The 26,983-nt window shown below is 46.9% G+C and carries 24 protein-coding genes and 1 pseudogene; 18 read left to right on the forward strand and 7 right to left on the reverse strand.

Annotated features, from left to right (window positions below; all coding sequences use genetic code 11):
* Positions 1 to 69 precede the first annotated feature (69 nt).
* Positions 70 to 2,940 carry an ATP-dependent helicase gene (locus ACOJUO_RS17930; protein ID WP_422137707.1) on the reverse strand — a complete coding sequence of 957 codons (2,871 nt, stop codon included), beginning with the start codon at positions 2,938 to 2,940 and terminating at the stop codon, positions 70 to 72.
* Between the two features lie 269 nt (positions 2,941 to 3,209).
* Between ACOJUO_RS17930 and ACOJUO_RS17935 the strand changes: the two genes are divergently transcribed.
* Positions 3,210 to 4,727, forward strand: a complete 1,518-nt coding sequence (locus tag ACOJUO_RS17935; protein WP_422137198.1) for an IS1182 family transposase — start codon at positions 3,210 to 3,212, stop codon at positions 4,725 to 4,727.
* Between the two features lie 345 nt (positions 4,728 to 5,072).
* Here ACOJUO_RS17935 and ACOJUO_RS17940 read toward each other — a convergent pair whose 3' ends face one another.
* On the reverse strand, positions 5,073 to 6,095 hold the full coding sequence (locus ACOJUO_RS17940; RefSeq protein WP_422137708.1) for a hypothetical protein: 1,023 nt from the start codon (positions 6,093 to 6,095) through the stop codon (positions 5,073 to 5,075).
* A gap of 126 nt (positions 6,096 to 6,221) precedes the next feature.
* Here ACOJUO_RS17940 and ACOJUO_RS17945 point away from each other — a divergent pair, with 126 nt between their 5' ends.
* From ACOJUO_RS17945 to nadS, 3 genes are all read left to right on the forward strand, one after another.
* On the forward strand, positions 6,222 to 7,247 hold the full coding sequence (locus tag ACOJUO_RS17945; protein ID WP_422137709.1) for a hypothetical protein: 1,026 nt from the start codon (positions 6,222 to 6,224) through the stop codon (positions 7,245 to 7,247).
* A 92-nt stretch (positions 7,248 to 7,339) separates the two neighbouring features.
* A complete protein-coding gene (locus ACOJUO_RS17950) occupies positions 7,340 to 7,660 on the forward strand; it encodes a type II toxin-antitoxin system RelE/ParE family toxin (RefSeq protein ID WP_422140078.1) in 321 nt (106 codons plus the stop codon).
* Positions 7,653 to 7,943 (forward strand): NadS family protein, encoded by a 291-nt coding sequence (gene nadS / locus ACOJUO_RS17955; protein WP_422137710.1) that lies wholly within the window; start codon positions 7,653 to 7,655, stop codon positions 7,941 to 7,943. Before ACOJUO_RS17950 ends, nadS begins: the two co-directional genes overlap by 8 nt.
* A 619-nt stretch (positions 7,944 to 8,562) precedes the next feature.
* Here the strand turns inward: nadS and ACOJUO_RS17960 are convergent.
* Positions 8,563 to 9,306: pseudogene (locus tag ACOJUO_RS17960) on the reverse strand (IS5 family transposase); the annotation flags it as partial.
* 465 nt (positions 9,307 to 9,771) lie between these two features.
* On the opposite strand from ACOJUO_RS17960, the gene ACOJUO_RS17965 reads away from it, so the two are divergent.
* Positions 9,772 to 9,978, forward strand: a complete 207-nt coding sequence (locus ACOJUO_RS17965) for a cold-shock protein (RefSeq protein WP_257275284.1) — start codon at positions 9,772 to 9,774, stop codon at positions 9,976 to 9,978.
* A gap of 80 nt (positions 9,979 to 10,058) precedes the next feature.
* Positions 10,059 to 10,277: a hypothetical protein gene (locus ACOJUO_RS17970; protein WP_422133318.1), complete on the forward strand. Its 219-nt coding sequence runs from the start codon at positions 10,059 to 10,061 to the stop codon at positions 10,275 to 10,277.
* 90 nt (positions 10,278 to 10,367) lie between these two features.
* Here the strand turns inward: ACOJUO_RS17970 and ACOJUO_RS17975 are convergent, their stop codons facing one another.
* Positions 10,368 to 10,730, reverse strand: coding sequence for a hypothetical protein (locus ACOJUO_RS17975; protein WP_422137711.1), 363 nt, complete (start codon positions 10,728 to 10,730; stop codon positions 10,368 to 10,370).
* A gap of 558 nt (positions 10,731 to 11,288) precedes the next feature.
* Here ACOJUO_RS17975 and ACOJUO_RS17980 point away from each other — a divergent pair.
* The 4 genes from ACOJUO_RS17980 to ACOJUO_RS17995 all read left to right on the forward strand — a co-directional run bounded on the left by ACOJUO_RS17980 (position 11,289) and on the right by ACOJUO_RS17995 (position 17,681).
* Positions 11,289 to 12,782 (forward strand): McrB family protein, encoded by a 1,494-nt coding sequence (locus ACOJUO_RS17980; RefSeq protein WP_422137712.1) that lies wholly within the window; start codon positions 11,289 to 11,291, stop codon positions 12,780 to 12,782.
* Between the two features lie 13 nt (positions 12,783 to 12,795).
* Positions 12,796 to 15,126, forward strand: coding sequence for a DUF2357 domain-containing protein (locus tag ACOJUO_RS17985; RefSeq protein ID WP_422137713.1), 2,331 nt, complete (start codon positions 12,796 to 12,798; stop codon positions 15,124 to 15,126).
* A gap of 271 nt (positions 15,127 to 15,397) precedes the next feature.
* Complete coding sequence (locus tag ACOJUO_RS17990) at positions 15,398 to 15,793, forward strand: GNAT family N-acetyltransferase (RefSeq protein ID WP_422137714.1); 396 nt, start codon at positions 15,398 to 15,400, stop codon at positions 15,791 to 15,793.
* 670 nt (positions 15,794 to 16,463) lie between these two features.
* Positions 16,464 to 17,681: a hypothetical protein gene (locus ACOJUO_RS17995; RefSeq protein WP_422137715.1), complete on the forward strand. Its 1,218-nt coding sequence runs from the start codon at positions 16,464 to 16,466 to the stop codon at positions 17,679 to 17,681.
* Between the two features lie 607 nt (positions 17,682 to 18,288).
* Here the strand turns inward: ACOJUO_RS17995 and ACOJUO_RS18000 are convergent.
* Entirely contained in the window at positions 18,289 to 18,777 is a 489-nt protein-coding gene (locus tag ACOJUO_RS18000) for a lipocalin family protein (RefSeq protein WP_422140079.1), read from the reverse strand.
* Here ACOJUO_RS18000 and ACOJUO_RS18005 point away from each other — a divergent pair.
* Together ACOJUO_RS18005 and ACOJUO_RS18010 are read left to right on the forward strand one after the other, a co-directional pair.
* Entirely contained in the window at positions 18,752 to 19,090 is a 339-nt protein-coding gene (locus ACOJUO_RS18005; protein ID WP_422140106.1) for a hypothetical protein, read from the forward strand. The genes ACOJUO_RS18000 and ACOJUO_RS18005 overlap by 26 nt on opposite strands.
* A gap of 24 nt (positions 19,091 to 19,114) precedes the next feature.
* Entirely contained in the window at positions 19,115 to 19,660 is a 546-nt protein-coding gene (locus ACOJUO_RS18010) for a hypothetical protein (protein ID WP_422133326.1), read from the forward strand.
* A gap of 177 nt (positions 19,661 to 19,837) precedes the next feature.
* Here the strand turns inward: ACOJUO_RS18010 and ACOJUO_RS18015 are convergent, their stop codons facing one another.
* On the reverse strand, positions 19,838 to 20,128 hold the full coding sequence (locus ACOJUO_RS18015) for a hypothetical protein (protein ID WP_422133327.1): 291 nt from the start codon (positions 20,126 to 20,128) through the stop codon (positions 19,838 to 19,840).
* A gap of 196 nt (positions 20,129 to 20,324) precedes the next feature.
* Entirely contained in the window at positions 20,325 to 20,852 is a 528-nt protein-coding gene (locus ACOJUO_RS18020) for a DUF2062 domain-containing protein (protein WP_422133328.1), read from the reverse strand.
* Positions 20,853 to 21,338: 486 nt separating this feature from the next.
* Here ACOJUO_RS18020 and ACOJUO_RS18025 point away from each other — a divergent pair, with 486 nt between their 5' ends.
* The 6 genes from ACOJUO_RS18025 to kdsB all read left to right on the forward strand — a co-directional run bounded on the left by ACOJUO_RS18025 (position 21,339) and on the right by kdsB (position 26,980).
* On the forward strand, positions 21,339 to 23,639 hold the full coding sequence (locus ACOJUO_RS18025; protein WP_422140080.1) for a DNA internalization-related competence protein ComEC/Rec2: 2,301 nt from the start codon (positions 21,339 to 21,341) through the stop codon (positions 23,637 to 23,639).
* 131 nt (positions 23,640 to 23,770) lie between these two features.
* On the forward strand, positions 23,771 to 24,400 hold the full coding sequence (locus tag ACOJUO_RS18030) for a MotA/TolQ/ExbB proton channel family protein (protein ID WP_422133329.1): 630 nt from the start codon (positions 23,771 to 23,773) through the stop codon (positions 24,398 to 24,400).
* On the forward strand, positions 24,400 to 24,828 hold the full coding sequence (locus tag ACOJUO_RS18035) for an ExbD/TolR family protein (protein ID WP_422137716.1): 429 nt from the start codon (positions 24,400 to 24,402) through the stop codon (positions 24,826 to 24,828). Before ACOJUO_RS18030 ends, ACOJUO_RS18035 begins: the two co-directional genes overlap by 1 nt.
* Positions 24,829 to 24,925: 97 nt before the next feature.
* Positions 24,926 to 25,987, forward strand: a complete 1,062-nt coding sequence (lpxK, locus tag ACOJUO_RS18040; RefSeq protein ID WP_422137717.1) for a tetraacyldisaccharide 4'-kinase — start codon at positions 24,926 to 24,928, stop codon at positions 25,985 to 25,987.
* Positions 25,968 to 26,189 (forward strand): Trm112 family protein, encoded by a 222-nt coding sequence (locus ACOJUO_RS18045; RefSeq protein ID WP_422133332.1) that lies wholly within the window; start codon positions 25,968 to 25,970, stop codon positions 26,187 to 26,189. Before lpxK ends, ACOJUO_RS18045 begins: the two co-directional genes overlap by 20 nt.
* Complete coding sequence (kdsB, locus tag ACOJUO_RS18050; RefSeq protein ID WP_422133333.1) at positions 26,189 to 26,980, forward strand: 3-deoxy-manno-octulosonate cytidylyltransferase; 792 nt, start codon at positions 26,189 to 26,191, stop codon at positions 26,978 to 26,980. Before ACOJUO_RS18045 ends, kdsB begins: the two co-directional genes overlap by 1 nt.
* Positions 26,981 to 26,983: the final 3 nt, after the last annotated feature.

A 26,983-nucleotide genomic window follows, 5' to 3' on the forward strand; every position in this document is an offset into this window, starting at 1 on the left:
CGGGCTTCCTGATATAGCAAGAGCTGCGAGACAGCAGCTCGCAGCAATATAAATAGAAACAGAGAGTGATTAGGAGGCTTTGCAGAAATGCCAGTTGCGCCGGTCGCAGTAGCTGCGCATATCGCAGTCCGGGCAGACTTTTTGAGGTCTTTCGCTCATCTGGTAGTTTTGCTGTTCGATCCGGTCTACGACCTGATCAAATGCACTAATGGTGTTCTCAATAGAGCCACTATTTTTGCTAAAGCTAATGGTGGGCAGGCCATGGGTCTCTCCCGTAAAGTAGAGATGCATGCGGCTAACGTGAAGGCCGGTGCGCTGTTCCACCAGGTGGGCGTATATTTCCAGTTGACGCTGGTGGTGCAGGATGCGCTCCCGGTCCCGATCCATATCGGGTTTGCGTTCGGTTTTGAAGTCGACAATCTCGACGCTGTCGTTTTCACCCCGAATCAGGTCAACGCTGCCCTTTAGAATGTATCTGTCTTTTACCAGAGAGATATCCACTTCAGTATCACGGATATCGCTCCAGTTGCCTTTTTTCCCTTTGACGTAGCGCATCACATGTTTGAAGGCGGCCTCAAGCGTAGAGTCCCCAAGGTACATGCGTTCACGGTTGGCCAGGTTTCGGTAGTTGTCGTCAAACCAGCCACGAATGTTCTCGGCAGTGATGGTTTTGCTTTCACCGCGCAAAGCGGCTTTATGAATGTCTTCCAGCGTTTCGTGAACCAGTGTACCGAACAGCATTGGGCTGGCCTTAATCGGTTGAAAGGCCAGTTCTTTGAAGAAGCGGTACTGTTCCGGGCAGGTTTCAAAGAGCGTGATATGGCTGGTAAAGGCGTATTCGTTTTTGATGTTAACATCTTTGACCGGCTCCAGCGGTAGCCGATTGATGGTGCTGCGGGCATCTCGCCAGCTCGGTAGTTTTTCCACAAACTTGGCAAAGTATTTTGAGGGCGTTTTGCCGTGACCGTTCTTCTCCTGATCGCTCAGTATTAGCAGGTTCTGAGCGCGTGAAAAGGCGGTGTAATAGAGTCGCCAGAAGTCAAAGTACTTGGTCTCTTCAATGGGTTCAAACGGAGGTTTGGAGAGATAACCATTCTCCAGCACTTCGTCCAGTTCGGTGTATTGCTTTCTTGGCGATGCACCTAACGAGCCGACGACAACTACTGGGAACTCCAACCCTTTGGATTGGTGGATGGTCAGAAACGACACTGAGCCCGAAGGAGCGTACTCGGCCATGTCTTCGTATTCATCAATGCCGCCATCGTGCAGAAAGCGCAGGAACTGGTTGAACAGCGAATTCAGATTCTTTTGCAGGTATTTCGGATTCAATACGCTGACGTGGTGCAGGTACTCAAATTTGCCCAACAACTTTGACAGCGTAGCGAGGTTGCGCTGTGCTCTCGGGTTATCCACACTGTCCAGATAACTGCTGAACAGCGGGTACGCCAACAGGTCGTAAAACAGTTTGCTAAATGCGTAGTCGGCATTTTTGGACAGCGTTAAGTGGTAGCGAGACATCCGTTTGCACCACTCCAGCAAATCCTGCTGTTCTGGCTTTCGTAACGCCTCCATAAACAAACGCAGACAACGGTCGTGATAAGCCCAGATGGCCAGACTCTTGCCGCCCTGACGCTCTTTTTCCCGTTCCTGAACGACAGAGGGAAAGAGCATCTGCAACGCCCCGATCATCAGTTGCACTTCTTCACGCTGAAAAAACAGATTAGCTCTTGGTGAGTAGACCGGAATGCCACGGTCTTCTAAAGATTGAGCCAGCGCCCGAACCCGGTCATGTTTGACAGAACGAAACAGAAAAGCCACTTGGTTCCAATCGCTGAGCTGCCCGTTTTCTTTTAAGTTGGTGAGCAGGTGGTACACTTCGTTATGCCAGTTATCGCCTTCATCGGCAATGGCACTGACCACGGTTGGACTGTCGGGAAAGCTGTCCTTCCGAGGTTCGATATTCTTGGCGTAACGGTAGCTGACGCCCTGACGTTCCCACGCCTTGTCATTGATCCACCAGTTATTGAACTCAACGATATCAGGGTGAGAACGATAGTTGGTGGTCAGTTTTACGGTTTTGCATTTGCCATCGGCAAACTGCTCCGGGAACTCCAGGATGTTACGAATGGTGGCGCCTCGAAAGCGGTAGAGTGCCTGATCGTCGTCGCCCACCACACAAAGGTTCTGCCGATCATCCATCAGCAGTGTGAGTATACGCTCCTGAATGGTGTTGGTATCCTGATATTCATCCACCATCAGGTATCTGATTTTCTCCTGTAGCGCTGTCACAACCTGTGGATGCTGTTCAAGCAGGTTCAATGCTTCCAACTGAATCGTGGAAAAATCAAGCGCATTGCGCTCGACTAATAGCTCCCGATACTTCAGAAAGCAGTTGCCTAGGGCTTCAATGGCTTCGTCACCGGATTGAATCAGCGTTTCAGGATCGAGCGCTTCTTCCGCAGCTTTGTTCAGCCACTGCAACAGGTTTTCAGACTTCACCCAGGCGGGCTTCTTGTGCTCGCCCTGAATATGCTCAATACCTTCAATATCTTTGAATTGGTTGAGGTTCTGGTACAGATAATATTGCTGATCAAACTGATCCATCAGCAAATAACTACGCTTGAGCCGGGTATATTCTCTATACTCATCCAATAGTCGAAGGCAGATGGAGTGGAAGGTGCCCAGATACATCTCATTCACATTGAACGATAAGTTGCTTACCAGCAGCCGGTTGCTGATCCGGGTTTTCAGTTCCTGTGCCGCTTTTTCGGTAAAGGTAACGACCAGTATCTGCTCCGGTTGCACATCATGATTGACCAGCAAGTTCATAATGCGCTCAACCAGCGTATAGGTTTTACCCGACCCCGGTCCGGCAATGATCAGGAGCGGACCGTCAATGTGCTGGATGGCCTCCAGCTGTGGCAGGTTTGGGTTGCTCATTGGTTCTGTCTTCCCTGATTTTTCTGCAGGCATGCTACCGCCCTAAGCTTGTGCCATCATCTTTTATTGACTCTGGGGAGCATGGGGCCAAATAGCTCTATTTAGGGATTTTGGGAATGAAGTTGATTGTACGCTCGTTAGTTTTAAGACGATAGTGTGTATTTGCGAAGTGAGGATCTGAAAAAATACTGTTGGTTGAAGGCTAGCAGCCTGACCGAGAATAGGCTTATCTGTTATGATAAGCCTTAAACCAACTCTGATTATGCCAAATGTCACCACCACCAAAGTTTAAGGACAGTCCTGTTGAGTTTGATCAGCATCTGCTGTTCCCAACCAACGTTTTCGATTTGCTTCCCAAAGATCATGATTGTTTTATTTATGAAAGCATTTTTCAGAACATTAATACGTCTGAAGTCGAAAAAAAATATCACCACCTTGGTCAGCACGCATACCCTCCAAAGCTCATTGTCGCTATTCTGATCTACGCATACAGCCATGGTGTTTTCAGTTCCCGTGAGATTGAGCGACGGTGTCGACAAGACTTGGCGTTCATGTATATCTCACAAATGAACTGCCCGAATTTCAGGGTTCTTGGTGACTTTCGTAAGGATAATCTGTCGTTTTTCCATGACTGCTTCAAACAGTCAGTCAAACTGGCCATTGAACTCAAAATGGCATCACTGGGTCATATCAGCCTGGACGGCTCCAAGTTCAAAGCCAACAGCTCAAAACACAAGGCCATGAGCTACGGGAGGCTCAAAGCGAAAGAGGCAGAACTCAGTGCCGAAGTGGATGAGCTGATCAAAAAAGCCAGTCAGTGTGATCAGGAAGAAGATGACGCCTACAAAGCAACCAATGGTTACAGCATTCCTGAAGACCTCCAGTTTAAAGAAGAGCGCCTGAAAAAAATCAAAGAGGCCAAGAAAGCACTTGAAGAACGTGAAAAAGCTTTAAATCCAGACAAACCAATAGACGACAAAAAGCAGATCAGTTTTGCAGATCACGATGCCCGCATGATGAGCAAGAAGGGGTATTGTGAGTACAGCTACAATGCTCAAATTACAGTTGATTCCGATAACCAGATCATTGTTGGCCAGCATGTCAGCCAACACGCCAACGATGTACAGGAAGTGGAGCCGGCGCTGAGGGCATTATCAGGAGCCACTGATGGCGCGGCTGTAGATAAGTGGAGTATGGATAATGGTTACTTTTCAGGGTCAAACTTACATACAGTCGAGCGACATGAGATTGATGCCTATATCGCAACCGACAAGGCGGAGAAGCCTGCCGCTGACGACCTTGAAAGCTCTGACAGGAAGTTTGTCAAAGCGGATTTTGCGTATGATTCCGAAGCTGATGTATTTATCTGTCCGGCAGGGGAAAAGCTGGTAACGAACCCGGCCAGCAAAAGCAAAAGAAAAAGCTACCGGGCAAACAAGACGGTATGCAGGGAATGCCCTTATCGTCGGAATTGCAGTGATTCAAAGAAAGAGGCTGGCAGGGTTATCCGTACCGATAAGTTTGAAAAAGCACGTCAGGCTATGAATAAGAAAATGGAGACAGCCGGTGCGAAAGCCATATATGAGCGTCGTAAAGTTATTGCGGAGCCACCATTTGGACAGATAAAAGAATCTGGTTTCCGAGGGTTCAGTCTCCGCGGCAAAGAAAAAGTTTCAGCGGAATTTTCACTGGTATGCACTGCGCATAATATCAAAAAATTTGTAAAAGCGGCTTCCACGAGGTCAATCCGTCTTGAAGATTTGAAAGAGGCTAAAAAGGCAGCATAGAGGCTGTGAGAAGGCATAAATATGCAAAAATGAGCAAAATCCCACTAATAATTGGATATTTTTTGCTCATTTTAAGATTTGGGAAAACTTCTGTTGGTCTGGTTGCGCTATTCTCGGTCAGGCTCCTAGAGGTGTGAGCTGCACGAGAACCAAGTTGTACCGGAAAGATATAAATAAAGCGGTACGGAAAATAATAGGACGCCCTTATATTTGACACGGTAGCTTGGGAGACTGATTGTAAGACCAGTAGACTACTGAATTTAAACGTGAATATGTTTAGTTATGTTTGCCGGATGAGAGTGGGTGGGCCGGTAGTAGCCCCTGAGATGAAAGGGGCCTTCAGCGTCAGTGGGTTTTTATATCCAAGACTACGGGCACAAACTTCCTACCCTGAAGTTTACTACCCATAGTCAAGCTCACTTCAATGGGGTATTTGAGGCTTTCCAACTTTCTGATGCAGCTTTCATCCAGGTCGAACTCTTCCATCTCGTAACCCCCTGATCCTGTAACGGTGAAATTACGGGTATTAGTCGAAACCACTTGTCGCACGGTATAAAGCTTGGAAAGTTCAAAGTTCTTCTGATATCTGGGAGAATAGCCGTGGCCTGTCTTATAGCCGAGCAAGATAAAGTGATCTGGATGGCTCGGGGTTAAGGGGGCATCATTCTGGCGTTCATGTTCTTCCATTGCCTGATTTGCCTGCATCATCATAAGATCGGCTTTTTGTTGCAGCTTTTTTTGGAGCTGCAGGTGGACAGAGTTGTGAATCCATTTCCTGGGCGCTTCTGATATTACAGCTATTGCAATGGCCTCTGGAGATGCGTCCCTGTCCAGACCAGAGAGGTCGATTTCCATCATGCAGGTATTGGCTTCCAGCACTTTTTGTTTTTTGATGTTATCTACCTCATGGGTGACCCGGATTTCTATATCCAGATCCTGTTGTTCATAGGGATAGCCGGTTGCATCAGATCGGTAACCGGGTTTCAGTACCTCGAGACCTACCTCTTCAAAATCGATCATTTCACTGGTGACCCGTTCTCTGGCTGTGTGAATTTTTCCTGCTTTATCCACTGAACTGGCAGAAATATGATCTTCAGGTATGAGAACTTTTTTATGAGATGCAATGACCTGTTTGGCAAAGCGGTGAAGGGTGGTTTCTATACAGCTTTCGCTTTCCTGACCCTGGTGGTGAGCAAAATGGTGCGTTCTGACTTCACCTTTTCTGGCAATCAGGGGTGTTTTGCAGCCTGGGCAAATGCAGTCACAATCCAGTCCGCTTTTAACTTCTGAAATGTGGAGAAGCTGGCCGTTTTGTTCTCCGAATTTTAACTCAGCCTGCTGCTTGTTCAATGTGCTTTCGATATCCATGATCCAATCCTCTAGTATCTATTCTGATCAGTGAGCCAGCGAGTGCTGGTGAGGTTAATACTGGTATGGCATAGTCGTTCCAAACAGAGATAAACCCCGCTAAAAGGGGTTATAAGGGGTAAAGGAATGGGTGCGGATACTGCCTGCCAAGCCAGTCTTGATGCGGCTGAGAGTGTTTTGCTGTATCTCGAGGAGATAAGAAAGAGAAAAAGTTATTTAACTCTACATGAGTGGCTTTTTTTGGCTTTGGCTGAGAAGACGAAAGAGTTGGCAACAGCAGAAATTGCCAGTGAAGACCTTTTGTTTGATCCAGAAGATCTTGTCGAATGGCTTAAGCAACATTCAGAGAAGAAAATAAAGGCTGATCAAGAGAGCGCTTCAGATTATATTTCTGGTAAGTTTTCAGCTCTGATGAAGTCGCTCAAAGATGATGTCCGTGTCAAGGATATTGCTCTGGATAACAGTCTATCGTGCTACGGTGTTCCTGCTAAAAAGCTGGGCGGTGGTAAAGGTAATCGCAATGAATATTATCTAGAACCTGTTTATCTGACGGAAGATGAAACGGTGGCTTTTTCTGAGGCTCAAACGGCTTATCCTGTGCCAGAAATGGGTATTCGGTATCATGAGCAAAAGAAAAAGAGTGGCCCATTGATTGCCCGGTTCCTTGATGGGGTAGACATGAAAGGTTGGCGACTCTTGTTGTTCCTGTCGGTGGTCATTATCCCCCTGCTGGTTTTTTCCGGTTTGATGCTGAGCCCGGCGCTTTCGCTCTTTTTACCAAAACTCAAAGGAGCATTGGCAGGTTTTATGGTAGTAGGGGCTATTTTTCTTGGCGTTTTCTTCGCTTTGTTTGGTTTTATATTCCGTCTGGTAGATAAGCGTGTGGCCATGCTGCCAGACTGGGTTTCACTGAGTCCGGAATATTGGTTATTGGAATACCGGCCAACGAAAAATGATGCTGGAGAATACAGTCACCGAAAGATAGCGCTGGTTCATTATATTGCAGACTGTAAGGTGTGTTCAGGCGAAGTCACGGTTGGAAAGGGTGGCTGGCATTTTCCCGGACGACTGGTGGGACGCTGCAATGAAAACCCGGTGGAGCATGTTTATACCTTTGATCATGTGACTCGGGTAGGCAAGCCGCTTCGGTGAGGGAGCGATGGCCTTAATTGGTTACTACCGGTAAGCAACACTACCGGTAATTGAACTTTGACAAGATACGTCAATGGCGTATAATTCAGTTTATGGTAATCATAGAAACAGCTGTCTTTACACGTAGAATCAAAGAGTTAATGAGTGATGAAGAGTATAAGTTGTTACAGGAATCCCTCGTTAACCGACCTGATGCAGGTGCAATCATTCAGGCTTCTGGTGGCTTAAGAAAGCTTCGTTGGAAACTGGAAGGAAGGGGTAAAAGCGGTGGTGTCCGCATCATTTACTACTGGGTAACTGCAGATGACCAAATTTATATGCTCTATGCCTATCCAAAAAATGAGCAGGAAGAATTGACTGCAGATCAAAAGAAAATGCTGAAAAAAATGGTGGAGAGGTGGTCTGATGGATAAATCAATGTTTGATGAGCTGTTGGCCAGTGTCCATGAAATGGATGAAATAGTTAAAGGTAAAAGAGAACCTACCAGGGTGACTGAGTTTCCTGAGCCTGAAGTAAAGGCTATCCGGGAGCAGGTTGGGTTGAGTCAGGGCAAGTTTGCATTACTGATTGGTGTCAGTAAGCGAACGTTGGAAAATTGGGAGCAGGGGCGTCGGCAACCGAGTGGGCCCGCAAAAGCTCTTTTGCGTATTTTTGCAGTTGATCCTGAGGGAGCGCTGCGAGCTTTGCATGGGTAAAAAATAAGAAATTAAAAATATATATTTTATCAGAAAAGACTATATTAAGCTCCCTCACCACCGCCATATAACAAAAAACCTGTAGGCTGTCGTCTACAGGTTTTTTCTGTTTTAGCTCTATGTTTAAAGGCTTTTTGCAGCCTTTGCCGGTTTTGCAAAACGGGCTTTTTCACTGTTTTTCCTCCTGTTCCTCTCTGTTTTTCTCTCTTCTCGGTTTTTTTGGAGGAATTGGGGTGTCACTTCCTCCATTTTGGTTTTTCTTTTCAAAACAGTACGTTAGTTTAGTTTTTGGACTGGAGGTCGATGTCGGGTTCGTGGGCGATTTTATGGTGGGCAGATAAAACTGATTACAAACCAGAGTCTACTAATGTTGCGGTGGTTTGCTTTCTAAAATGTTCCCGCTGCTCAGACCAGAGCATCGGGAAGGGGTTCATACAGTCTTTCATCGACAGCTGCCACGTACCCTGATAGCACAGAATATCCTCCTGAATATCCGGGGCCAGACAGGTCAGGCGGATGCACTTTGAGACCCTGGCCTTGTCCACCTTCTCTTTCTCAGCCAGCTGCTTGATGCCAGGGAGCGTTCTTTTCTAACCAGACAATCAATTTACTGATGTTGTCAAGCTAACCAGATCATGATGGCTGCTATCTGAAGCATTTTCATATAATTGCGTGCCAAGCGTTCATAGCGAGTTGCAACTCGCCGAAAGTTCTTGAGCTTTTGGAATAGTCGCTCAATTAGATTTCGCTACTTGTAGATTTCTTTGTCATATTTTCGCTGATCTATCCGATTTCGCTTCGGAGGAATCACTGCTTCAGCACCTGACTTCTTGACCTCGAGGAGGAGTGCATTTGAGTCATATCCCTTGTCAGCAAGAACGAAGTCCGCTGAAAATCCCTCTATCATGGCATTTGCCTGTTCTTACTCTGATGCTTGTCCAGCTGTGAGAATGAAGCGAACAGGATTACCAAGTGCATCCGTTGCAGTGTGGATCCTGGTTGTTAAACCTCCCCTTGATTTTCCAACTGCTTCGGCACTGTTATCCGTTTTTTTGGAGCACCGTGTTGATGAACACGGGTGATTGATCCGTCAACCATGAGGTATTCCGTATCACAATCCTGACTCAGTTTTTCAAAGACTTGATTGCATATTCCTTTCGAGCTCCAGCGACTGAATCGGTTGTATATTATTGTGCCAATCACCGAACTCTTCAGGCATGTCTCTCCACGGTACTCGGGTACGAGCAAGCCAGAGAATCGACTCAATGAATAACCTGTTGTCAGCTGTTGGTCCGGGGTCAGAGACTTTACCCGGCAGCATGTCTTTGACCCGATCCCATTGTTTATCTTTGAGTACTGTGCGAGTTGTAGCAGACCTAAACGCCGCATTCTAGATCACTTTCAGGTGTCTTTCCGGTCAGGTTACTGATGTTTTTATCTGTTCGGTCGGTTGGATAATAACGCGCCCTGGTCGAGGTTCAGGAGGATGCAGAGAGTTGGAGGGCATTGTGCCTTTCGGCAAGCGTAAAGGCAGATTCTGGACGAGTGGTACAAATCATCGAGCCAGAAAGGCACTACTCACAGAATTAATGCTAATTGAGTAGTTACCACCGTTAATGATTGTTTTATACTCGTTGCTAAAAGCTCGAAGCCATGTAAAATGGGCACCAGGTTATAAGTGCGTTTGATTCTTTATGTATAGATTTAGTGTTCTGAGCGTAGTAGCTTGTCCTGTTCTTCATAAGCGATAACAAAACTTCTAGCTTTACCGCCTTATCCGTGGCATACACGGCAAGGTATTTTGCTTAAAAAAAATCAGGATATGATTATGTCTACTACTACCGGTACTGTTAAGTGGTTCAACGAAGAGAAAGGTTTTGGTTTCATCGCTCAGGAGAATGGTCCTGACGTGTTCGCCCATTTCCGTCAGATCGTTGGCGACGGTTTCAAAACCCTGACTGAAGGCCAGCAGGTTGAATTTCGAGTGACCCAGGGTCAGAAAGGTCCTCAGGCAGAAGACATCCGTCCTCTGTAAAGATTGAGCTACGTACTATGTAGCTGAGATGCTTCACATTGGTGAAGGTGAAAAGGCAATACCTCAGGGTGTTGCCTTTTTTGCGTTCAGGGAAGAGTAAAAGGGAAGACCATGGCTACTACCAACATCTGGCAACAGTTCAGGCGCTTATCCCGGAAGGAAGCAAGGTTATAGCTACAATCACCGCGCTCAATGGCAATGGAACGAGTCAGTCAGAGCTAAGCGGTGGTTCAGTCGTGACAGTGAGAAGAGAGTCTGTGGGACTAGGGCAGAAGGCTTTTATTCAGGGGGAGAGGTAAAGGGGGCTGTGCCGGATTTGGCGCTGCATGAGGTGGAGGTTTGAGAACATCAGGCATCAGGGCGCAATTCAGGTTCTCGTAAATTTATTATTACCCGTCATTGTTTATTCCCCCTCCTGAACTGAAACTGTCATCGTATGAAGAACCAAATGAGCCATCAAATGATGAACTTAAAGAGCCATGCATATCGGAATCCAGGGAGTCATTCATATTTGTACCATTCAGGCTTCTGCCTATATCAATGCCGCCAATGCTGTCGTCCACCATTTTATCATTCTGATGACTATCAAGCTTCAGGCGGGTAATGGTTTTTCGAGCCAGTGCCTTTTGCTTGGCTGGCAGGGCTGGGTTAGGTGATATTTCATCGGGTGAAAAATTGATCACAAAGGTATGCTCCGCCATGCCAATAGGGTCTTCAACTGCTGATAAGGCTTCTTCTTTTCTTTCTGCCAACTGGCCCAATCCCGAATCAACCCGTTGCAAAGGGAAGCATTGCCAGCCCCAGCCAGTCCATCCCGCACGTCTGAGGGTGAGAACACAAAAGCCGGGGTTCGCTCCTGAATATCTTCACCGTTCTTTTGCGGCAGCCAATAATTGCGGTGAGGGTCCCACACCGCAAAAATGCCATTGGTCATGGCGTAAAGCACCAGGCCAGGGTTGGCAGGGCGATCAGTAGATGGTTGACAGCCATCAGTCGGTTACTGATTGTGGCTGGTTGCATAAGCTTGTTGTTAACTGTTGTGGGTCAAGCTGGCTACTGTATTGCTTGTATTAAGAAAAGACTGAGATACTGAGTCGTACACGCTATCAAGTGTTTTTCCCTATCCGGCTAAACATGTACGATAGTCTATGTTAAATGATTTTTTGACCAGAGCAGAGGAAGCTTTGGAGGGAGTTCAATATGTTTATTAACCTTGTTTGAGTAATCTTGATCACGCTTTAATAAACGTCTATGTTTCAGCTATTTTTTTCTATACTCTTACCTGTTATTGGCCTAACGTCGGTTAACGGATGAAGATTAAGCAAGGTGTTGTTCTCGGTGAAGGGGGCAGATCACTAACAATAGAAAAAATAAACGCGGAAAATATCTATATACGAATGGCGCAAGGTAACCAATTGCGCATCATACCGGTCATCGTTGTTGGGGCGTTGTTAAAAGCGTTGGAAACAGGAAAAATTACGCTCCGGGACATTGATCGAACATATCGTAAAGAACATGATCTACCCCCTTTATTTGATCATCTTCATATTGATTTTGACAAGTATATTCTTGGTTATGACTCAACTATCAAGAGGATATGTGAGTACGAGTTGAGTGCGGTTGAACCTGCAGAAGTATCTGAAAACAATCGACTCAACCTCCCCAAACCCTTCCTCCTTCTGGCCGGAATCTCCGGCACCGGTAAATCCCGTTTTATCAGAAAGCAGGCAGAGTTCCATGATCCGGATGACCCTGAAGGGAACTTCTGTCTGATCCCGGTAAGGCCTGACTGGCATGAGCCTTCTGATCTGTTAGGTTATGTCTCCCGGGTTGATAAACCGAAATACATTGCCACCAAAGTGCTTGCGTTTATTATCCGTGCCTGGAAGTCGGTTGCGCCTGATGCCTCCGCAGCCGGAACCGGAACTCTGAATTCTGCTTCGCCTCCCTATTGGCTCTGTCTGGATGAGATGAATTTGGCACCGGTGGAGCAATATTTTGCGGATTACCTATCGGTATTGGAAACACGGGATTTCAACGAGGTCGGAGAGTATTGTTGTGAACCGTTGCTGGACTTGCAAGCACTGAATCAATCCGATGACCTGGAGCTTCAGGCGGATTTAGGGCTGATGGATGATCCGCTGTGGGGTTACTTTCAACAGCACGGCATCGGCATACCACCCAATCTGTTGGTGGCCGGTACCGTTAATATGGATGAAACCACTCATGGTTTTTCCCGCAAGGTGATTGACCGGGCACTGACTTTGGATTATGGCGAGTTTTATCCTAATGATTATGGTCAGTTCTTTGAGGGACAACCGGAGAATAGAGTATTTCACTGGTCAGTGTTGACCTCGGCCAGGCGGGAGCAGCTGACAGGTACCTTCGACACTGATGGAAAGCGTACGGTTGCCTTTCTTGAGCGGGTGAATCAGGTGCTTAAACGAACCCCTTTTGAGTTGGCCTATCGCGCCCTGAACGAGTTGTTGCTCTATGTGGCGTGTTTGCAACCCGGAGATGAGCAAGCGCTGCAAGCGGTTTGGGATGATTTCATGATGACCAAGGTACTGCCCCGCATTGATGGTGATGAGGATAAGCTGCGAGTGGTGATCGATGAGGATGCGGTTAACCTGTTGGATAAACTGACCGACGAGCTCAAAGGCTTACTGCCCGATATCTGGGATGGGCAGCGTCCGGACCTGTTCCGTGATGTGGAAAAAGGCATCCCGTGTCGCTCTCGAAAAAAACTGGAGTGGATGTTAGCGCGGCTTGAGAGTCATACCTTTACCAGTTATTGGCCCTGAGTGAGTAGAGATTATGCCGGAACTGGCTGTTATTGAAACCGGGCATTTTGATTGCGTCATTTGGTCAAAAGATATTCGTTCCAGTCAGCGGCGGCTGGAACGAACGCTGACGGAGCGTGGCAATGCCGTGCCGACTTCTGAGGTGCGGTTTTCTCCCCCGTTATTGTTAAAACATGCCACAGAGCCGGTGTTTGAATTATGTCTTGGTGAAGCGGTCTTCTTTGAAAACAAATATTACGAGATTGAGTTTCTGTTTCACCAGCCACCGGAAGCGGGTGATCCGCTGCCGACGGTGCAACATAAGCTAAAGGTTATTGAAGAGTCTTTTCGTTTCAGTCCCCGTAGCTGCTCTTTACGGGGAAGTATCAATGCGGGCAACCATGTCGGTACTTTTCAGTTTAAACTGGCCTATTCCTATCAGGGACGGCTAATAGAACAGTCGATTGCTTTCGATATTTTGCCGGTGAAGATGGATATGCTGTCGGATTTCAGGGCAATGAACGAGGCTGTTGATGCTGCGTTTCCACTGTGGCGTTACTCATTGGCAGAAGGCACCAGTCATTCATTAAGCGCCGTTAAAAAGCCGCACTCCCAATTCTTGCTGTTGTGGTTTGCACGATTTGAATCCCTTCATAAGGAGTTGTTGGCCGGGCTGAAGCATGTGGTGAATGCGCCGCATAGTCGGTTGATGGAGTATAAGCACACCGTTCCGATGAGTCGGTTGAGGGGCAGGCTATCCAGACAGCAGGAAGAGCGGCTGGCGCTGGAAAAGGCCAATAAAAATTATGAGAAGTCTTTTACGCTGAGCAAAAAGCGACTCCACGTGGATACGCCGGAAAACCGTTTTATTAAAGCGGTGATTGGTCATGGCGTCACCAGGCTGACCCGGGTTCAACAGCTGGCGTGTCTGGCTCCGGAATCCGGTAAAGTGCGTTTTTCCGCCAGCTTTATGAAAGAGCTGGAAAGTTGGCAGAAGGCTTTGCGGCATTTTCAGAAACAGCCGTTTTTCAGGGACGTTGGAGAATACCGGGGGCTGAAGCGGGAGTCGTTGGTATTACAGCAAAAGCCTGGTTACTCGAAAGTTTATAAAATCTGGCAACAGCTTAAATGGTATCTTGAGCTTCTGGATGGGGCCGATCAACTCTCCTTGCGCAATGTGGCAGAGATGTATGAAGTCTGGTGTTTTCTGGAGATACGCAGGATTATTGTGGACCTGGGCTTTGAGGAGGTTCCTTGTGGGCGGATACCTCTGGTAGACAGTGGAATCCGTGTTTCGTTAAAGGATGGGATGGCCGGAGCTTTTCATTTCAGGCGGTCTGACGGGGTGAAAATCCGTTTGGCTCATGAACCGATATTCAGAAAGAAAGACGGTCAGATCAGAACCTGGTTGGTGACTCAAAAACCGGATATTTTGCTCGAGGCTACCTTTCCTGACGGGGCCGGGATTATCTGGTTATTTGATGCCAAGTATCGGATTGAGACGCCTGCGGATGATCAGGGAACCCCCTCAGGCTCCGACCGGGTGCCCGATGATGCCATCAATCAAATGCATCGTTATCGGGATGCCCTGATTCATCGTTGTAAGTTTGATGACAGAGGGTTTGTGAAAACCCGTCCGGTGTTTGGTGCCTATGTGTTGTATCCGGGCTATTTCAATCAGCTTTGTGAATGCAACCCATACAGTATCGCGATTAATGAAGTGGGCATCGGTGCTTTTAGTCTGTTACCTCAGGTTGATAACAAGGGGAGTCATTGGCTATCTGTTTTTTTGCAACGAAAACTGGGTGTTCCTGAGACAAAATATCCGTATGCGACCAGTGAACGGTATTTTGTGGAGGACGCTGCACGAATTCCGGGTAAAGGTTATTCGATCGCCCATTATCAGGGGCTGACTATTCTGGCAAATCAGTTGGGACCTGACCGGAATCAGGAGTATATAAACCAGTTTAAAAACGGCGATGCCCGGTTTTATCACACAAAGCTCGTTGCCTTTGAGCGAGAGAAAATCCAGCAACATATCGCTACCGAAGCTCGTTACCTTGCAGTGGCTCTGGATGATGCTGATGGTGTTCAGCGACGGGTGAACTATATTTATCCGATCCTGAAAGCAGAGCGTGTGCAAAGGGGGAACCTCACGGAAGAACAGACGGGTACTCCGGTTGTTTCCAGCCCGGATGAGTGGTTCTGGCTATTTAGCCTGGGATCTGCCTTACGTTTGAAAATACCGTTGTGGCAAGAGCGTAAGGTGCATTTTGAGTTAAAACTGGTCTCCAGGGATGACCTGACAGCAGGTTATGGATGGGATGAGCTGCCTGAACTTTATTCATCGTTAGTGAAGAAGTAAGGGGTAGATGTTTGCTTCTGGCAGATTACAGAGACCTGCCCGTTAGATCGACTCGGCTAACGACAATTGTCGGTTAAGAAATATGAGTTGATGAAAACTGCAGATGAGGGCGTTTAGTTACATTTTCATGCAGATGTTCCTGCCGATCTGAAAGCTTGTATGGATCTGGCTGTTTTAATGGCCTCTTGCGTGGAGCCCAATAGTCAAGGTTTCTTTGGCGCCACTACTCTCAGCTTTGAACCGGCTCATTAGATTCTTTATCAGCCGGACAATGCTTTTGCCAACCGCTAAACCTATGCCGGATGGTAAATGCCCGATTTGTGCATTTTACACCATTGCGCCGGGCTCTATTTCGAGAAAAACGCTTCCAGCGTCGTTAGCCAAAAAACTACCGGGCTATCCTGTGCCTGTTTTTTTGCTAGCACAGCTTGCGGTTCATAAAGGCTTCAAGGGTAGGGGGCTTGGAAAGATTGCTTTGATCAAAGCTCTTGAATACTTATACGACATTAATGCTCATATGGGGGCTTATGCTGTTATTGTTGACTGTTTGAATGATAATATTGCGGCCTTATATGAACAGTTTGGCTTTGAATCCTTAACGAAAGAAAGTGACCGGGAACGTATGTTCTTGTCCATGAAAACGGTGCAATTACTGTTTGATAAATGATGAAAAATAGTTGCACTCGTTCTTGTTGGTTTTGACATAAGGCTTAACAAACTGGGATGAGATTAACTTGACAGTATGCTCATATGTCTTAAGTAACTGATCCTGGTAATGAGCACTGCCACAGGCTTTCACGATAATAATACATGGCTCAAGATTGGCTTAGTATTCCAGCAGATGTTTCCTGGACAACTTCTTTCTGATAACTTTGCGACCCTGTTCATCAACACCAAACGATGGTAGCTGTTCTTGCCAATATTGATACCCAGTACTGAAATAGTCATGGGTGGTTCGCTCGGACTAATCCAGTTTAAATGGTTAACTCCATTTTGGGCTCATTTAAAGCCGTTTGGGAGGGGGAGCATCCCATGTTCTGGGTTGATGGACGCTATTATGACGATCGATGATCTTCTGGAACTGGTGTCGGGGGAATAGCCCTGAGCAACTGTTGGAAAACACTGTTACGACGTTTCCTTGTTAAAGTGGACAAAGCTTCCGAGCTTATCCCCGCTACCTGACTCTCAGGCACGTGGCTTGGAATTGCGACAAATCAGAAAGCTTCCGGGGTTCTGTTACATATGGTGCAGGACTTACCTCCTCGTTTTGTTATTTTGAACAAAAGAATAAAAACATTGTCTAAAGGTATAGGTGGTTTATAAGGTAGTAATCAAAAATGAATCTTGACCTAAGCATATCAGCCAAAAGTACGGAAAGTATAACAAGAGAGCATTGTAATTCAGCTTCTAAACAAGAATTGTCTGGTAATTTTTCACATTATACTGTGAGAGGGGTTGCTGAGAAGCTTGCAAAGCGTTTTCCTATTTCGGAAATAACAAATCTTACTCCAGAAACAACTTTCTGGTTCACTAACGAGTATCCGGGTGGTATTAGAGGCAGTGAGCTTTCATTAGTTAGTACGATAACCGGGCTTCGTGAATTATGCCCCATAAGCGCAAGAAGAGTATCAATTGTCACGGGTGAGTCAGGCTTATTATCTTGTATTCCTGAGCTTTCATCTATATCAGAATTAATAATACAAGTTGACATTGATCCAGTACTTTTGAATTTTACTGGAGAGTTGCTAAAGAATTTAAGTAATTTAACTTCGGTTAATTCAAAAAAGTATTATGAGGTGGTTCATTTATCTTTGGATTTTTTAAAGCGTAAAGGGATTCCCATTGAGATATACGAATCAAAAGTTCTGAAATCTGCTGAAATGTACAAAGAAGCAATGGGAGAGCTGCACTGCTTTTCATCTCAAAGACGATTTGATGAATTTAAGTCAGCCTTGAAAAAATGCTATATACAGGCTGTAGAAGCAAACTATTTTTCAGAAAAAGACATGGCCAGTTTATTTAAAATACTGGTGGGAGAAGGACTTGAAGTGTCTTATTTCAATATTTCCAATGCCTATGAATACTTGTTTGATTTCTATGACATGAACCCTTATGTTGGATTGGTTAAGGGGCTGGAAAGTACCGCTTACATGAGAGCTATGCCTCTCGCTGAAGATGCAGTTTGTGCTTATTCTTCCCTTCTTTCAACTCACCACCATACTGGTACCAGCAGGAAAGATTTATTTTTTGACCGATTGCATAAAATAAATAAATCAAGGGCTTTATGTAAGATAAATCTGTTTTCCGGTACGAATGGATCTGATGCAGATAATATCACTTCTGCCTGTGTAGCATTAGCCAAAATTGATCGTATGAAGGTAAAAACAGCTATGTGTTTTTTAAGGCTGCTTTTGGCGAATATTACTAAAGAGGAATCTATCGCCTTGTCTTTCAAGGTGGCAGAAATAGATCAAATTCTAACAGAAAATAAAATGTATGACTCTGAGTCCGGAGATAAATTTATGGAAGTAATCAGAGCTTCGACAAAAAAATAAAAGTCATAGGCTTATGTTTTCGTCTCTATCACTCAACGTATCTTGAGTTGCTGTATTAGAAATTTTCTTTTCGTCTTTGCTTTAGGGGTGTTGCCGGTAGTTGAACTTTCACAAGGTATGCCATTGGTGCTTAATCCAGTTTATCGGAATCAAAGAACAACTGTCTTTAAACGTAGAATTGAGTACTTGCGCCTGATAATGTTTATTACATACCTTACTTGCCGAACTTTAAAACGGTAGAGCATTGCGTGAACATGAAGGCAAAGAGTGCCCCCATCCCTGAATTGATGAACGCCAGATCTGGCAATAAAGTAAATGTTTCCACCCGCTGAGACATAGATTCCGTATTTTACCTCGCTGTAATCTTCCGTTTGAAAATAAATAAAATGATAGGAATTCATTTCCAGTCGAATACTGGAAAGCTGATTGTGACTGTGCTGGCGACCAATGGTAATTTGAGCGATCGAGAATCCTCGCCCAGAGTGAAGCGATGAGCGGGGAGTGTCAGATATTTGAATATGTTAAGCATGATCCAGCTGGGTAGGTGGCCAGCCGAGGGATTGAGAAAGTTGCGCGTTCTCAGCCCTGACGGTTTTGTTTCTGACTATCACTGTTTGACCCATATTAACTGGTCAGTATCAAATCCGAGCTTGGCGGATTGTTGGATAAACCGTTCTTTTAACTTCTGGCTCACTTCAGGGGTTCGGGACAAAAGCCATAGATAATGCTTGTTATAACCGCTGACAAAAGCGTACTGGTAGTCCTTCTGGTCCAGTTCGAAGATGACATAAGAGCCATAAAAGGGGCCAAAGAAAGAGACTTTTAAATAGCCTTCATAACTGTGTCGAACGAACTTTGCCGTGCCTGTTGCCTGACGGTATTCATCGTCTTTTTCAGAGTAGCCAGAGTTGATCACTTTGACAGAACCATCCCGTTGTAGGGTGTATTCGGCAGTGACCTGACTCAGTCCTCGCTCAAAGGAGTGATCCAGTCGGGCAATTTCAAACCACTTGCCCATATATTTTTCGATGTCAAAAGGTTTTACTGGCTTTACGTGTTCAGGAATTCCTGTGCAGCCTGAAAGTAGTGCGAACATAGCCAGGCAGGCAATGAGTTTCACAAGTAGTCATCCTCTTTTTATTCATGGTAATGATATGGGGATTTTAGGGGATTGGAAGCAATTAAACATCTATTGTCGTGAAGATGGGGTTTCCCCTCTGTCCAGAAAGATTATTGATCTTTACGCCCTGGGCACCATCGCCAACGAATTGATGATTATGGTACTGATGGATTTATGCCAGAATTCGTTGGCTTTCGATCGAGACAATAATAACCACCCTGTATTAGCAGAACAGACCTTATCTTTCGCCTATCCTGAAGAATCTGGTCAATACGCATTAACGCTCTGATTCCTGACGAAAAGGTAAAATATCATGAAAAGATACTGGTACAGCCTATGGGCTATTCCACAGCTGGTTTTTGCCATTGGCTTTGAGTTCCCACCTTATCCTAACTACGACACAATGCCCCCGCCACATGTATTTGGACATGCGATTACTCCTTGCGCCATTCCAGCAGGGACCTACAGGCTTGACGCTAAATATCTGGCCAAATTGCATAACATAGGCATTAACAAACTCCTCCTGAAACTGCATGTGAATCCTGGCGGTCTTATGATTTTGACCCTGCAACTGGTTCCTGATGGCAGAGAAGAGTATTTTTTGGTTAATCCCTATGGCAACTCAGCGGATTTGGCCAACCTGTGCAATGGTAACCATTTCAGTTTTTGGTTTCAGAACATCAATCTTCATGGGAAGACGCTAAGTGGGGAGATTAATGGTGAATTCACAGGAAAGGGTTCTAAGAGTTATCTGACAGTGCGAGGTGTTGTGGAGAGGTATGATCCTTCATGGCAATCAAAGGTGACTATAAAGCTTTCTAACCATCGAATGACGCTTGCATATCCTTACGTAGAATAAGGGTGGAGCCATGGATGGCTATCAATAACGATGATGTGAGACTTATGTTTGGGCATGCAGCTGCAGCCCTGAATTTTATCGGGTCCATCAATGGGGAGCTTGCTGGAAGGAAGGCTATATGGATTGGCACCCAGCACAAACTGCACTTCAGCGGAAGTGCAGCTCGGGAAGTATCGATCAGCTATCGTTCATATACTGGCTTGGATCAATGTAGATACCCAGCGAGCGTTTGTCGATACGCTTTTCATTGCTCTGTTCTTTATAGCGGAAGACGATGGTATCGCCCACATTAACATCCAAGGTCTTGTCGGCTGAGAGGTACTTATACTCATCATCGGATATGGTCAGTGTATGAATGTAATAATCGGGCATACCCAGCCAGTCACTGTGAGGGCCTTCGGTGCTGATGTTCTCAAGCACACCGCGACCTTCCAGCTTTGGCTTGCGCTTTTGGAAGCTTCTTTGCATGGCAGTATTTGGATTACCGAGAAGTCAAAAAAAGTTTTCGAAACGTGAGTGCTTTAACTCATGGCGATAACTATAGGAAGACAGCGATCTCCTGTCCATAGTAATAGAATAAAAATGTCGCATTTTAAGTGAAATTTACCCTTTTATAACCCTGGACTGGAATACTGGCCATAGGGAAACTTGGGCAAAGAAGGGTCTATGACTTTTTGCATATTGTACGTTTGCGTCGCTGGCGCCAGTTGTGAACGACATTCCAGCGCCAGTATAGCCTGATCAGCAGGTAGCCAAGAAAACCCAGAATTACACCGGTAACTAATGAACCCAGATACAGAGGTTTCCAGATTCTGGCCAATTCAACACCCACGCTATGTGCCGAGAGCTCAAAAGAGGTTTCGCTGATGGGGACATCCAGAATATAGCATCCCACCTTATAGGTGAAATAAAATATGGCTGGCATAGTGACCGGATTGGTGATCCAGACCAGAGCCACCGAGAGGGGCAGGTTGCAGCGGAATACAACGGCCATGGCAGCAGCCACAACCATTTGGAAAGGGATGGGGATAAAAGCACAAAACACACCCACAAAAAAAGCACTGGCTGCAGAGCGTCGATTCAGGTGCCAGAGGTTGGCGTCATGGATAGTACTGCCCAGAAACCGAAGATGTCGGTTGTTCTTAATGGTTCCCGGATCCGGCAGATAGCGTTTTATCAGTTTCCTCGCCATGTCCCTTAACTGTACTCTTTCTTTGATCTGAGACTGATTTCCAGTCTTCAGTGTGGAAATACCGTTCCATAAGCAGCGAATCAAGTTTAGTGATTCTCACCTTAAAAGTCGGTCGTCTCCGGTTGTTTTGATCAGGCAATCTTGTGAGTGTTTATCACTCAGCCTGTCATTGCCTTGCAGAATTGGTTGGTTAAAAGCCATCTAACCAGCACACCTTTCAGCATAATCCAATCTTGATGACTATGCTGAGAGCCTGATCCAAGCGTTAAACTCATCATGGGTCTGACCCTTGTCTTCTCTGCAAAAAGCGCGACATTATGCACTGATTAAATGAAACACACTATCAATCTTCCCACAGGGTACTGTAGCTATTTATCGGGAATAGTGCTGACGGTTCTTTTTCCGACAATACCAGGCGATATGTCTATCAGGGTTATCGGCGTCCTGGGCGTGCTGTTGATTATAACGGGGCTGCTGTCTGTCATCATGGAGGCTGGAGCCGCCCAAACCGCAGATTCAGTGCCATTAAGCAGAGTGTCGAGATTCCGGAGATTTTATAAAGTTTATCGAAGCCTTCGGAGCATTTTGCCCGGTGCTAGTTATTTCCCGAATGATTTTTCGGTGCCTGTTCTCCTTTATGTCGGGTTGGGGTTAATAGGAATCTTTACAGGATTTTTACATGCTGATGGGCTTAAGAAGAGCTGGATCAACACGGAGCAAGAAAGTAGAGCGATGATAGTAACAGGATTTATCTCTGATATTCCTGCTTATCACCCGCATCTTACCCGCTTTGATTTTAATGTGAAAACGCTGGAGGGAGAGACTGCCGGGTATCTTAAAAAGATTCGACTCAGCTGGTACCGGGCACCTGAAGTTCAGGCTGGAGAGTTATGGACATTACAGGTTCGGATCAAGCACCCTCACGGCAATCGAAGTCCCGGGGCTTTCGACAGAGAGGCCTGGGCAGCCAGAGAGAATATTCAGGCTACGGGGTATGTCAAAACAGGCGAGAAAATAGCGACTTCAGATAGCATGGTTTTCTTCAGAAGTCGCCTTAGAAGTGCTGTGCGACACTGGCTCTATCAACATTGCAGCGAGCATTCTGCTGGCTTGTTATCGGCGCTGTTAATTGGTGACAAGTCAGGAATCTCTCAGCAGCAATGGCAGTGGTTGAATCAGACGGGTACCACTCATTTAATGGTGATCTCGGGTCTGCACATAGGTCTTATGGCAGCAGCAGGTTACTGGTTAATGATGATGCTGGCACGAACAGGCGTTGTTCCTCTGAGGAAGATTACCTTACCCCGGTACGCCGCTGGAGCAGGGCTCCTGTTTGCCCTGATGTATGCCTTTATGGCAGGTTTTACGGTACCGGTTCAGAGAGCACTGGTGATGACCGGTCTGGCATTATCAGGCCCTTTACTGGGTATTAAAGCCAGACCCCTGACGTTGTTCCTGTTGGCGCTTTGTGTCGTATTGTCTATCGAACCTCTGGCTATAACCAGTGCCGGATTCTGGTATTCCTTTTCGGCGGTGGGTATTTTGCTTTTCGGTTGTTGTGGACGGCTTTGCATGAAAGCTGATGACGATGTCAGTATGGGAGGCAGGTCGAAGCTCTGGCTGAAACCTCAATGGCTGGTTTTCCTGATGCTGGCTCCCATGTTGTTATTCAATGAGCAGTCAGTATCTCTGTTTTCACCGCTGATTAATCTCGTTGCGATTCCTGTTATGGGACTGCTGGTCGTGCCAGCAGCTTTTCTTGCTTTGGCCCTTCAGCCTGTTTTCACTTCGGTCTCTAACGGGATTCTTCATTTTCTGGATGGTGCTTTCAGGTTATGGGATATGGGATTAGCCGCTGTGTCATCATTACCAGTCTTTATGCCCGAGGTCAGCATAGAACTGATACAAGTTGTCCTGATGGCAGCAGCTGTATTGATTCTGGCTTCACCCAGAGGGCTTGGGTTAAGAGTGCTTTTCCCCTTTTTTCTTCTGCCTCTGTTTTTCCCCATCAAGGATTATCCTGAAACAGGTGAAGTGAAAGTAGCCGTACTGGATGTGGGGCAGGGTGTTGCAGTGGTCTTGCAAACTCGTCGAAAGACACTGCTGTATGATACCGGAGTGGCTTCCAGAGGTCGTTTCAACTCGGTGGATGGCATTATTGTTCCTTACCTTAATCGCTTTGGTATTGACCGGGTGAACCGTGTCATGATTTCCCATGGTGACAATGATCATTCCGGTGGGCTTGACGTGATTCATCAGCGATATCCTGAAGCAGAGATTATTTCAGGCTCTGCGGTTGCCGGGTTTGAAGGGGCAATGAGTCCCTGTCTGCCCGGAATGAAATGGCAATGGGATGGAGTGGCGTTCGAGGTATTGTCAGGCAGTCGGTTATCGGTGACTGATAATGAGCGATCCTGTGTTTTGAAAGTGACAGCAGGCACTGAAAAGTTGCTCCTGACCGGCGATATTGGCAAAAAAACCGAGTCTTATTTAATCAGTCAGGTTGAAAACCTTGAGGCAGATTATCTTCTGCTTCCCCATCATGGCAGCCGCTTTTCAGGCTCAAAGGCGTTTCTATCTCAGGTCAACCCATCACAGGTATTGGTGTCATCGGGTTATCGAAATCCATTTGGACACCCGGCGGCAGAGACCCTGAGCCGGGTTGAACAACTGGGAGCGACTCTCTTCAACACGGCCAGTTCAGGAACCCTCAGCTTTGTTATGGGGAAGGAGCCTGAGACCGTGAAGAAATACAAAAGTGAAAGTGCCAGATACTGGTGGCGCTGAGGAGGGGGTCTCCAATGTTTGCACTCGTGTTGTTGGCAATATTAGGGTTGATACGCAGGTGTGCGTGGTTTTAAACCGATGCTCTGTGATAAAGTCTTTCCATTAAACAGGCTTCTGGAAGGGAATGAGCTGTGTTCGAGTTGGTGAAATCCGGTGGTTGGCTGATGTTGCCAATCCTGCTTAGTTCTGTCATTGCCATGGCGATTATTTTTGAACGTCTCTGGACACTCAGACCGTCGCGTATTGCGCCCAGAAATACCTTGTCTCAGGTCTGGAAGTGGATAAAGAATAATGATCTGGACAACAAGAAAGTCAGTGGCTTGAGGGGTGGGTCACCGTTGGGTGAAATCCTTGCTGCAGGCATCAGTAATGCCCGCTATGGCCGCGATATCATGAAAGAAAGTATTGAGGAGCAGGCTGGCAGGGTTATCCATGAGCTGGAGCGTTATCTCAATACTTTGGGAACGGTGGCTGCCATTGCCCCTTTACTGGGCCTGCTGGGCACGGTTATTGGCATGATTGATGTGTTTACAGTGATCATGCTGGAAGGGACAGGTAATGCCGGTGTGCTGGCCGGGGGGATCTCCAAAGCCCTGATCACCACTGCAGCCGGTCTGACCGTTGCGATTCCCAGTCTGATCTTTCACCGTTATTTTACCCGTCGTGTGGATGAGCTGGTGGTGACCATGGAGCAGGAAGCCACCAAGCTGGTGGAAGTGCTTCAGGGAGAGCGTAAGCTGAAAGACCGCGAGGGCAAGTGATGAAATTTCGTCGCCAGTCCCGGGAAGAAGTCTCGCTGAACCTGACACCGCTGATTGATGTGGTCTTTCTGTTGCTGATCTTCTTTATGGTCTCGACGACCTTCACCAAAGAGACCCAGCTGGCCATTGATTTACCGGAAGCCAGTGGCGAGCAGAGCGCGTCTGTTGAGAAAACTCAGGTGGAAATTACCATCAGCCGTGAAGGTCATTATGCGGTGAATGGCCAGTCTCTTTTGAACAGTGGTTTGGAGACATTGAAAAACGCTCTGGCAAAAGTCAGTGAGGGAGACTCCAATCTGCCTCTTACTATTACGGCAGACGCCAAGACACCTTATCAGTCAGTAGTCACCGCCATGGATGCTGCCGGTCAGCTCGGTTTTGCCAACCTCAGTATGACAACGCGCAAACCAGTAGAATCGGAACAGTAAGGGTAAATGAGCCTGAAAGGCCTGTTACCTCTGGTACAAACGCAGGCTCCTAGAGACTGCGTTGGCATTTTTTTCTTACGAGAGCAACTGACCCCTCATGGAAAGCAAGGAATCTCGTCGTTGGCAGGCAGTATTCAGTGACTCGGTTCTCAAGTCATGGTATGGCCGTGGGTGCTGGACCCGACTGTTGCTTCCATTGTCCTTTTTATACGCTCGAATAGCCCAAAACCGCAGGTTAAAACTAGAGCGCTCCGAGCGCTGGCAGTCGCCTGTTCCTGTTGTTATCGTTGGCAACATTACGGTAGGGGGCACCGGTAAAACGCCTTTTGTGGCCAGTCTGGTGGCAAAATTAATCCAGCAGGGATTCAAGCCCGGGATTGCCAGTCGGGGCTTTGGGTCCGGAAAGGGTATTCATTTACCCGCAGAAGTATTGCCTGACTCTGATCCTGCTCTGGTCGGGGATGAGCCTGTGATGTTGGCTCAGCAGTTGAATATTCCGATTATGATCGACCCGGATCGGGTTTCAGCAGCGAAGGCGTTGATTGAACAGAAAAATTGTAATCTGATCATCGCTGATGATGGCCTTCAGCACTATAATCTTGATCGCCATGTTGAATTGGTGGTGATTGATGGCCAGAGAATGCTGGGTAATGGTCTTATTCTGCCTGCCGGACCTCTCAGGGAACCCCCTGGCAGACTCCGGGAAGTGGATCAGGTGCTGATCAATGGCGAGCCCTCCGGAACGCTGGATTGTCACTCTGAGCATTTTTCCCTTGAGCCAGGTGTGCTTAAGCCTGTCAATGGGCAAAAAGCAGATCTGCCTCCTGCCTCCGGAAAAATACATGCAGTGGCAGGCATAGGTAATCCTGAGCGCTTTTTCAGAACGCTGGAAAAGCTCGGGTATGAGGTGATTCCCCATCCTTTTCCCGATCATTATGGGTTCAGGAAAGAAGATTTTCAGTTTCGGGACAATCTGCCCGTTATCATGACGGCCAAGGATGCAGTAAAATGTTCTGCTTTCGCAGAATCCCGTTTCTGGTTTCTGCCGGTCCAGGCACAGGTGCCTGAGCCGGTTTTTGAACGAATTCTGACACTGATTGAAACTCGAGGGCCGCAGAGCCGGCCTGATAAGGATACCCATGGACAAGAAGCTGTTTGAGATTCTGGCCTGTCCCCACTGCAAGGGCAATCTGAAATACGACAAATCAGCGGCTGAGCTGATTTGTCGTCCCTGCGGCATGGCCTATCCCATTCGTGATGGTATTCCTGTTATGCTGGAAAACGAAGCCCGCACCCTGACTGCTGATGAGCGGCTTGAAGGTGGTGAGGCGACTTCTTCCCAAGAGGATACGTCAGCCTGATGAGTGCTTCCAATGCTGCGTTTACTGTTGTTATTCCTGCCCGATTCAGCTCCAGTCGTCTGCCCGGCAAGCCGCTGATTGATATCTGTGGTAAGCCCATGATTCAGCACGTCTATGAGCGGGCCTGTGAGAGCCACGCCACTCGCGTCATTATCGCGACGGATGATGAGCGTATTGTCAAAGTGGCTGAAAGTTTCGATGCCGAGGCCTGCATGACGCTCTCCGGCCATCCTTCCGGAACCGATCGTCTTCAGGAGGTTACCCGCCTTTATGAGATGGGTGACAATGAGGTGATTGTTAACGTGCAGGGGGATGAGCCACTGATTCCGGCAAAAGTCATTAATCAGGTGGCTAATAATCTCATCCAGGCTGACTCGGCCGGTGCTGCGACCCTTTCGGAGCCTGTGCGAAATCGGGAAGATCTGTTTAATCCCAATGTAGTCAAGGTAGTAACTGATCATGAAGGGTTTGCTCTCTACTTCAGTCGTGCTCCTGTGCCATGGGCCAGAGATGACTTTGCTGACAGTGCTAAAGTTCTGCCTAAGGTGGATATTTTCAGACGCCATATCGGTATCTATGCCTATCGTGTCAACCTGCTGAATCAATACGTACAGTGGCAACAGAGTCCGGTTGAGTCCGTTGAGTCGCTTGAGCAGTTGCGACTGCTCTGGAATGGTCATCGTGTTCATGTGGCTGACGCCATGGAGACACCTCCCCACGGGGTTGATACGGAAGATGATCTTGAAGTGATCAGGGGGCTCATGGAGAACAGGCTGGCAGATATTTCCTGATTG

This window comes from Endozoicomonas sp. ALC020 (genome assembly GCF_049275935.1).
GTDB lineage: Bacteria > Pseudomonadota > Gammaproteobacteria > Pseudomonadales > Endozoicomonadaceae > Endozoicomonas_A.

What these genes read in the sequence shown, in the direction of transcription:
- ACOJUO_RS17930 (WP_422137707.1), bottom strand. Translation starts at nt 2,940, where the DNA reads ATGAGCAACCCAAACCTGCCACAGCTGGAGGCCATCCAGCACATTGAC.
- ACOJUO_RS17935 (WP_422137198.1), top strand. Translation starts at nt 3,210, where the DNA reads ATGTCACCACCACCAAAGTTTAAGGACAGTCCTGTTGAGTTTGATCAG.
- ACOJUO_RS17940 (WP_422137708.1), bottom strand. Translation starts at nt 6,095, where the DNA reads ATGGATATCGAAAGCACATTGAACAAGCAGCAGGCTGAGTTAAAATTC.
- ACOJUO_RS17945 (WP_422137709.1), top strand. Translation starts at nt 6,222, where the DNA reads ATGGGTGCGGATACTGCCTGCCAAGCCAGTCTTGATGCGGCTGAGAGT.
- ACOJUO_RS17950 (WP_422140078.1), top strand. Translation starts at nt 7,340, where the DNA reads ATGGTAATCATAGAAACAGCTGTCTTTACACGTAGAATCAAAGAGTTA.
- nadS (WP_422137710.1), top strand. Translation starts at nt 7,653, where the DNA reads ATGGATAAATCAATGTTTGATGAGCTGTTGGCCAGTGTCCATGAAATG.
- ACOJUO_RS17965 (WP_257275284.1), top strand. Translation starts at nt 9,772, where the DNA reads ATGTCTACTACTACCGGTACTGTTAAGTGGTTCAACGAAGAGAAAGGT.
- ACOJUO_RS17980 (WP_422137712.1), top strand. Translation starts at nt 11,289, where the DNA reads ATGAAGATTAAGCAAGGTGTTGTTCTCGGTGAAGGGGGCAGATCACTA.
- ACOJUO_RS17985 (WP_422137713.1), top strand. Translation starts at nt 12,796, where the DNA reads ATGCCGGAACTGGCTGTTATTGAAACCGGGCATTTTGATTGCGTCATT.
- ACOJUO_RS17990 (WP_422137714.1), top strand. Translation starts at nt 15,398, where the DNA reads ATGCTTTTGCCAACCGCTAAACCTATGCCGGATGGTAAATGCCCGATT.
- ACOJUO_RS17995 (WP_422137715.1), top strand. Translation starts at nt 16,464, where the DNA reads ATGAATCTTGACCTAAGCATATCAGCCAAAAGTACGGAAAGTATAACA.
- ACOJUO_RS18000 (WP_422140079.1), bottom strand. Translation starts at nt 18,777, where the DNA reads ATGTTCGCACTACTTTCAGGCTGCACAGGAATTCCTGAACACGTAAAG.
- ACOJUO_RS18010 (WP_422133326.1), top strand. Translation starts at nt 19,115, where the DNA reads ATGAAAAGATACTGGTACAGCCTATGGGCTATTCCACAGCTGGTTTTT.
- ACOJUO_RS18015 (WP_422133327.1), bottom strand. Translation starts at nt 20,128, where the DNA reads ATGCAAAGAAGCTTCCAAAAGCGCAAGCCAAAGCTGGAAGGTCGCGGT.
- ACOJUO_RS18020 (WP_422133328.1), bottom strand. Translation starts at nt 20,852, where the DNA reads ATGGCGAGGAAACTGATAAAACGCTATCTGCCGGATCCGGGAACCATT.
- ACOJUO_RS18025 (WP_422140080.1), top strand. Translation starts at nt 21,339, where the DNA reads ATGGAGGCTGGAGCCGCCCAAACCGCAGATTCAGTGCCATTAAGCAGA.
- ACOJUO_RS18035 (WP_422137716.1), top strand. Translation starts at nt 24,400, where the DNA reads ATGAAATTTCGTCGCCAGTCCCGGGAAGAAGTCTCGCTGAACCTGACA.
- lpxK (WP_422137717.1), top strand. Translation starts at nt 24,926, where the DNA reads ATGGAAAGCAAGGAATCTCGTCGTTGGCAGGCAGTATTCAGTGACTCG.
- ACOJUO_RS18045 (WP_422133332.1), top strand. Translation starts at nt 25,968, where the DNA reads ATGGACAAGAAGCTGTTTGAGATTCTGGCCTGTCCCCACTGCAAGGGC.
- kdsB (WP_422133333.1), top strand. Translation starts at nt 26,189, where the DNA reads ATGAGTGCTTCCAATGCTGCGTTTACTGTTGTTATTCCTGCCCGATTC.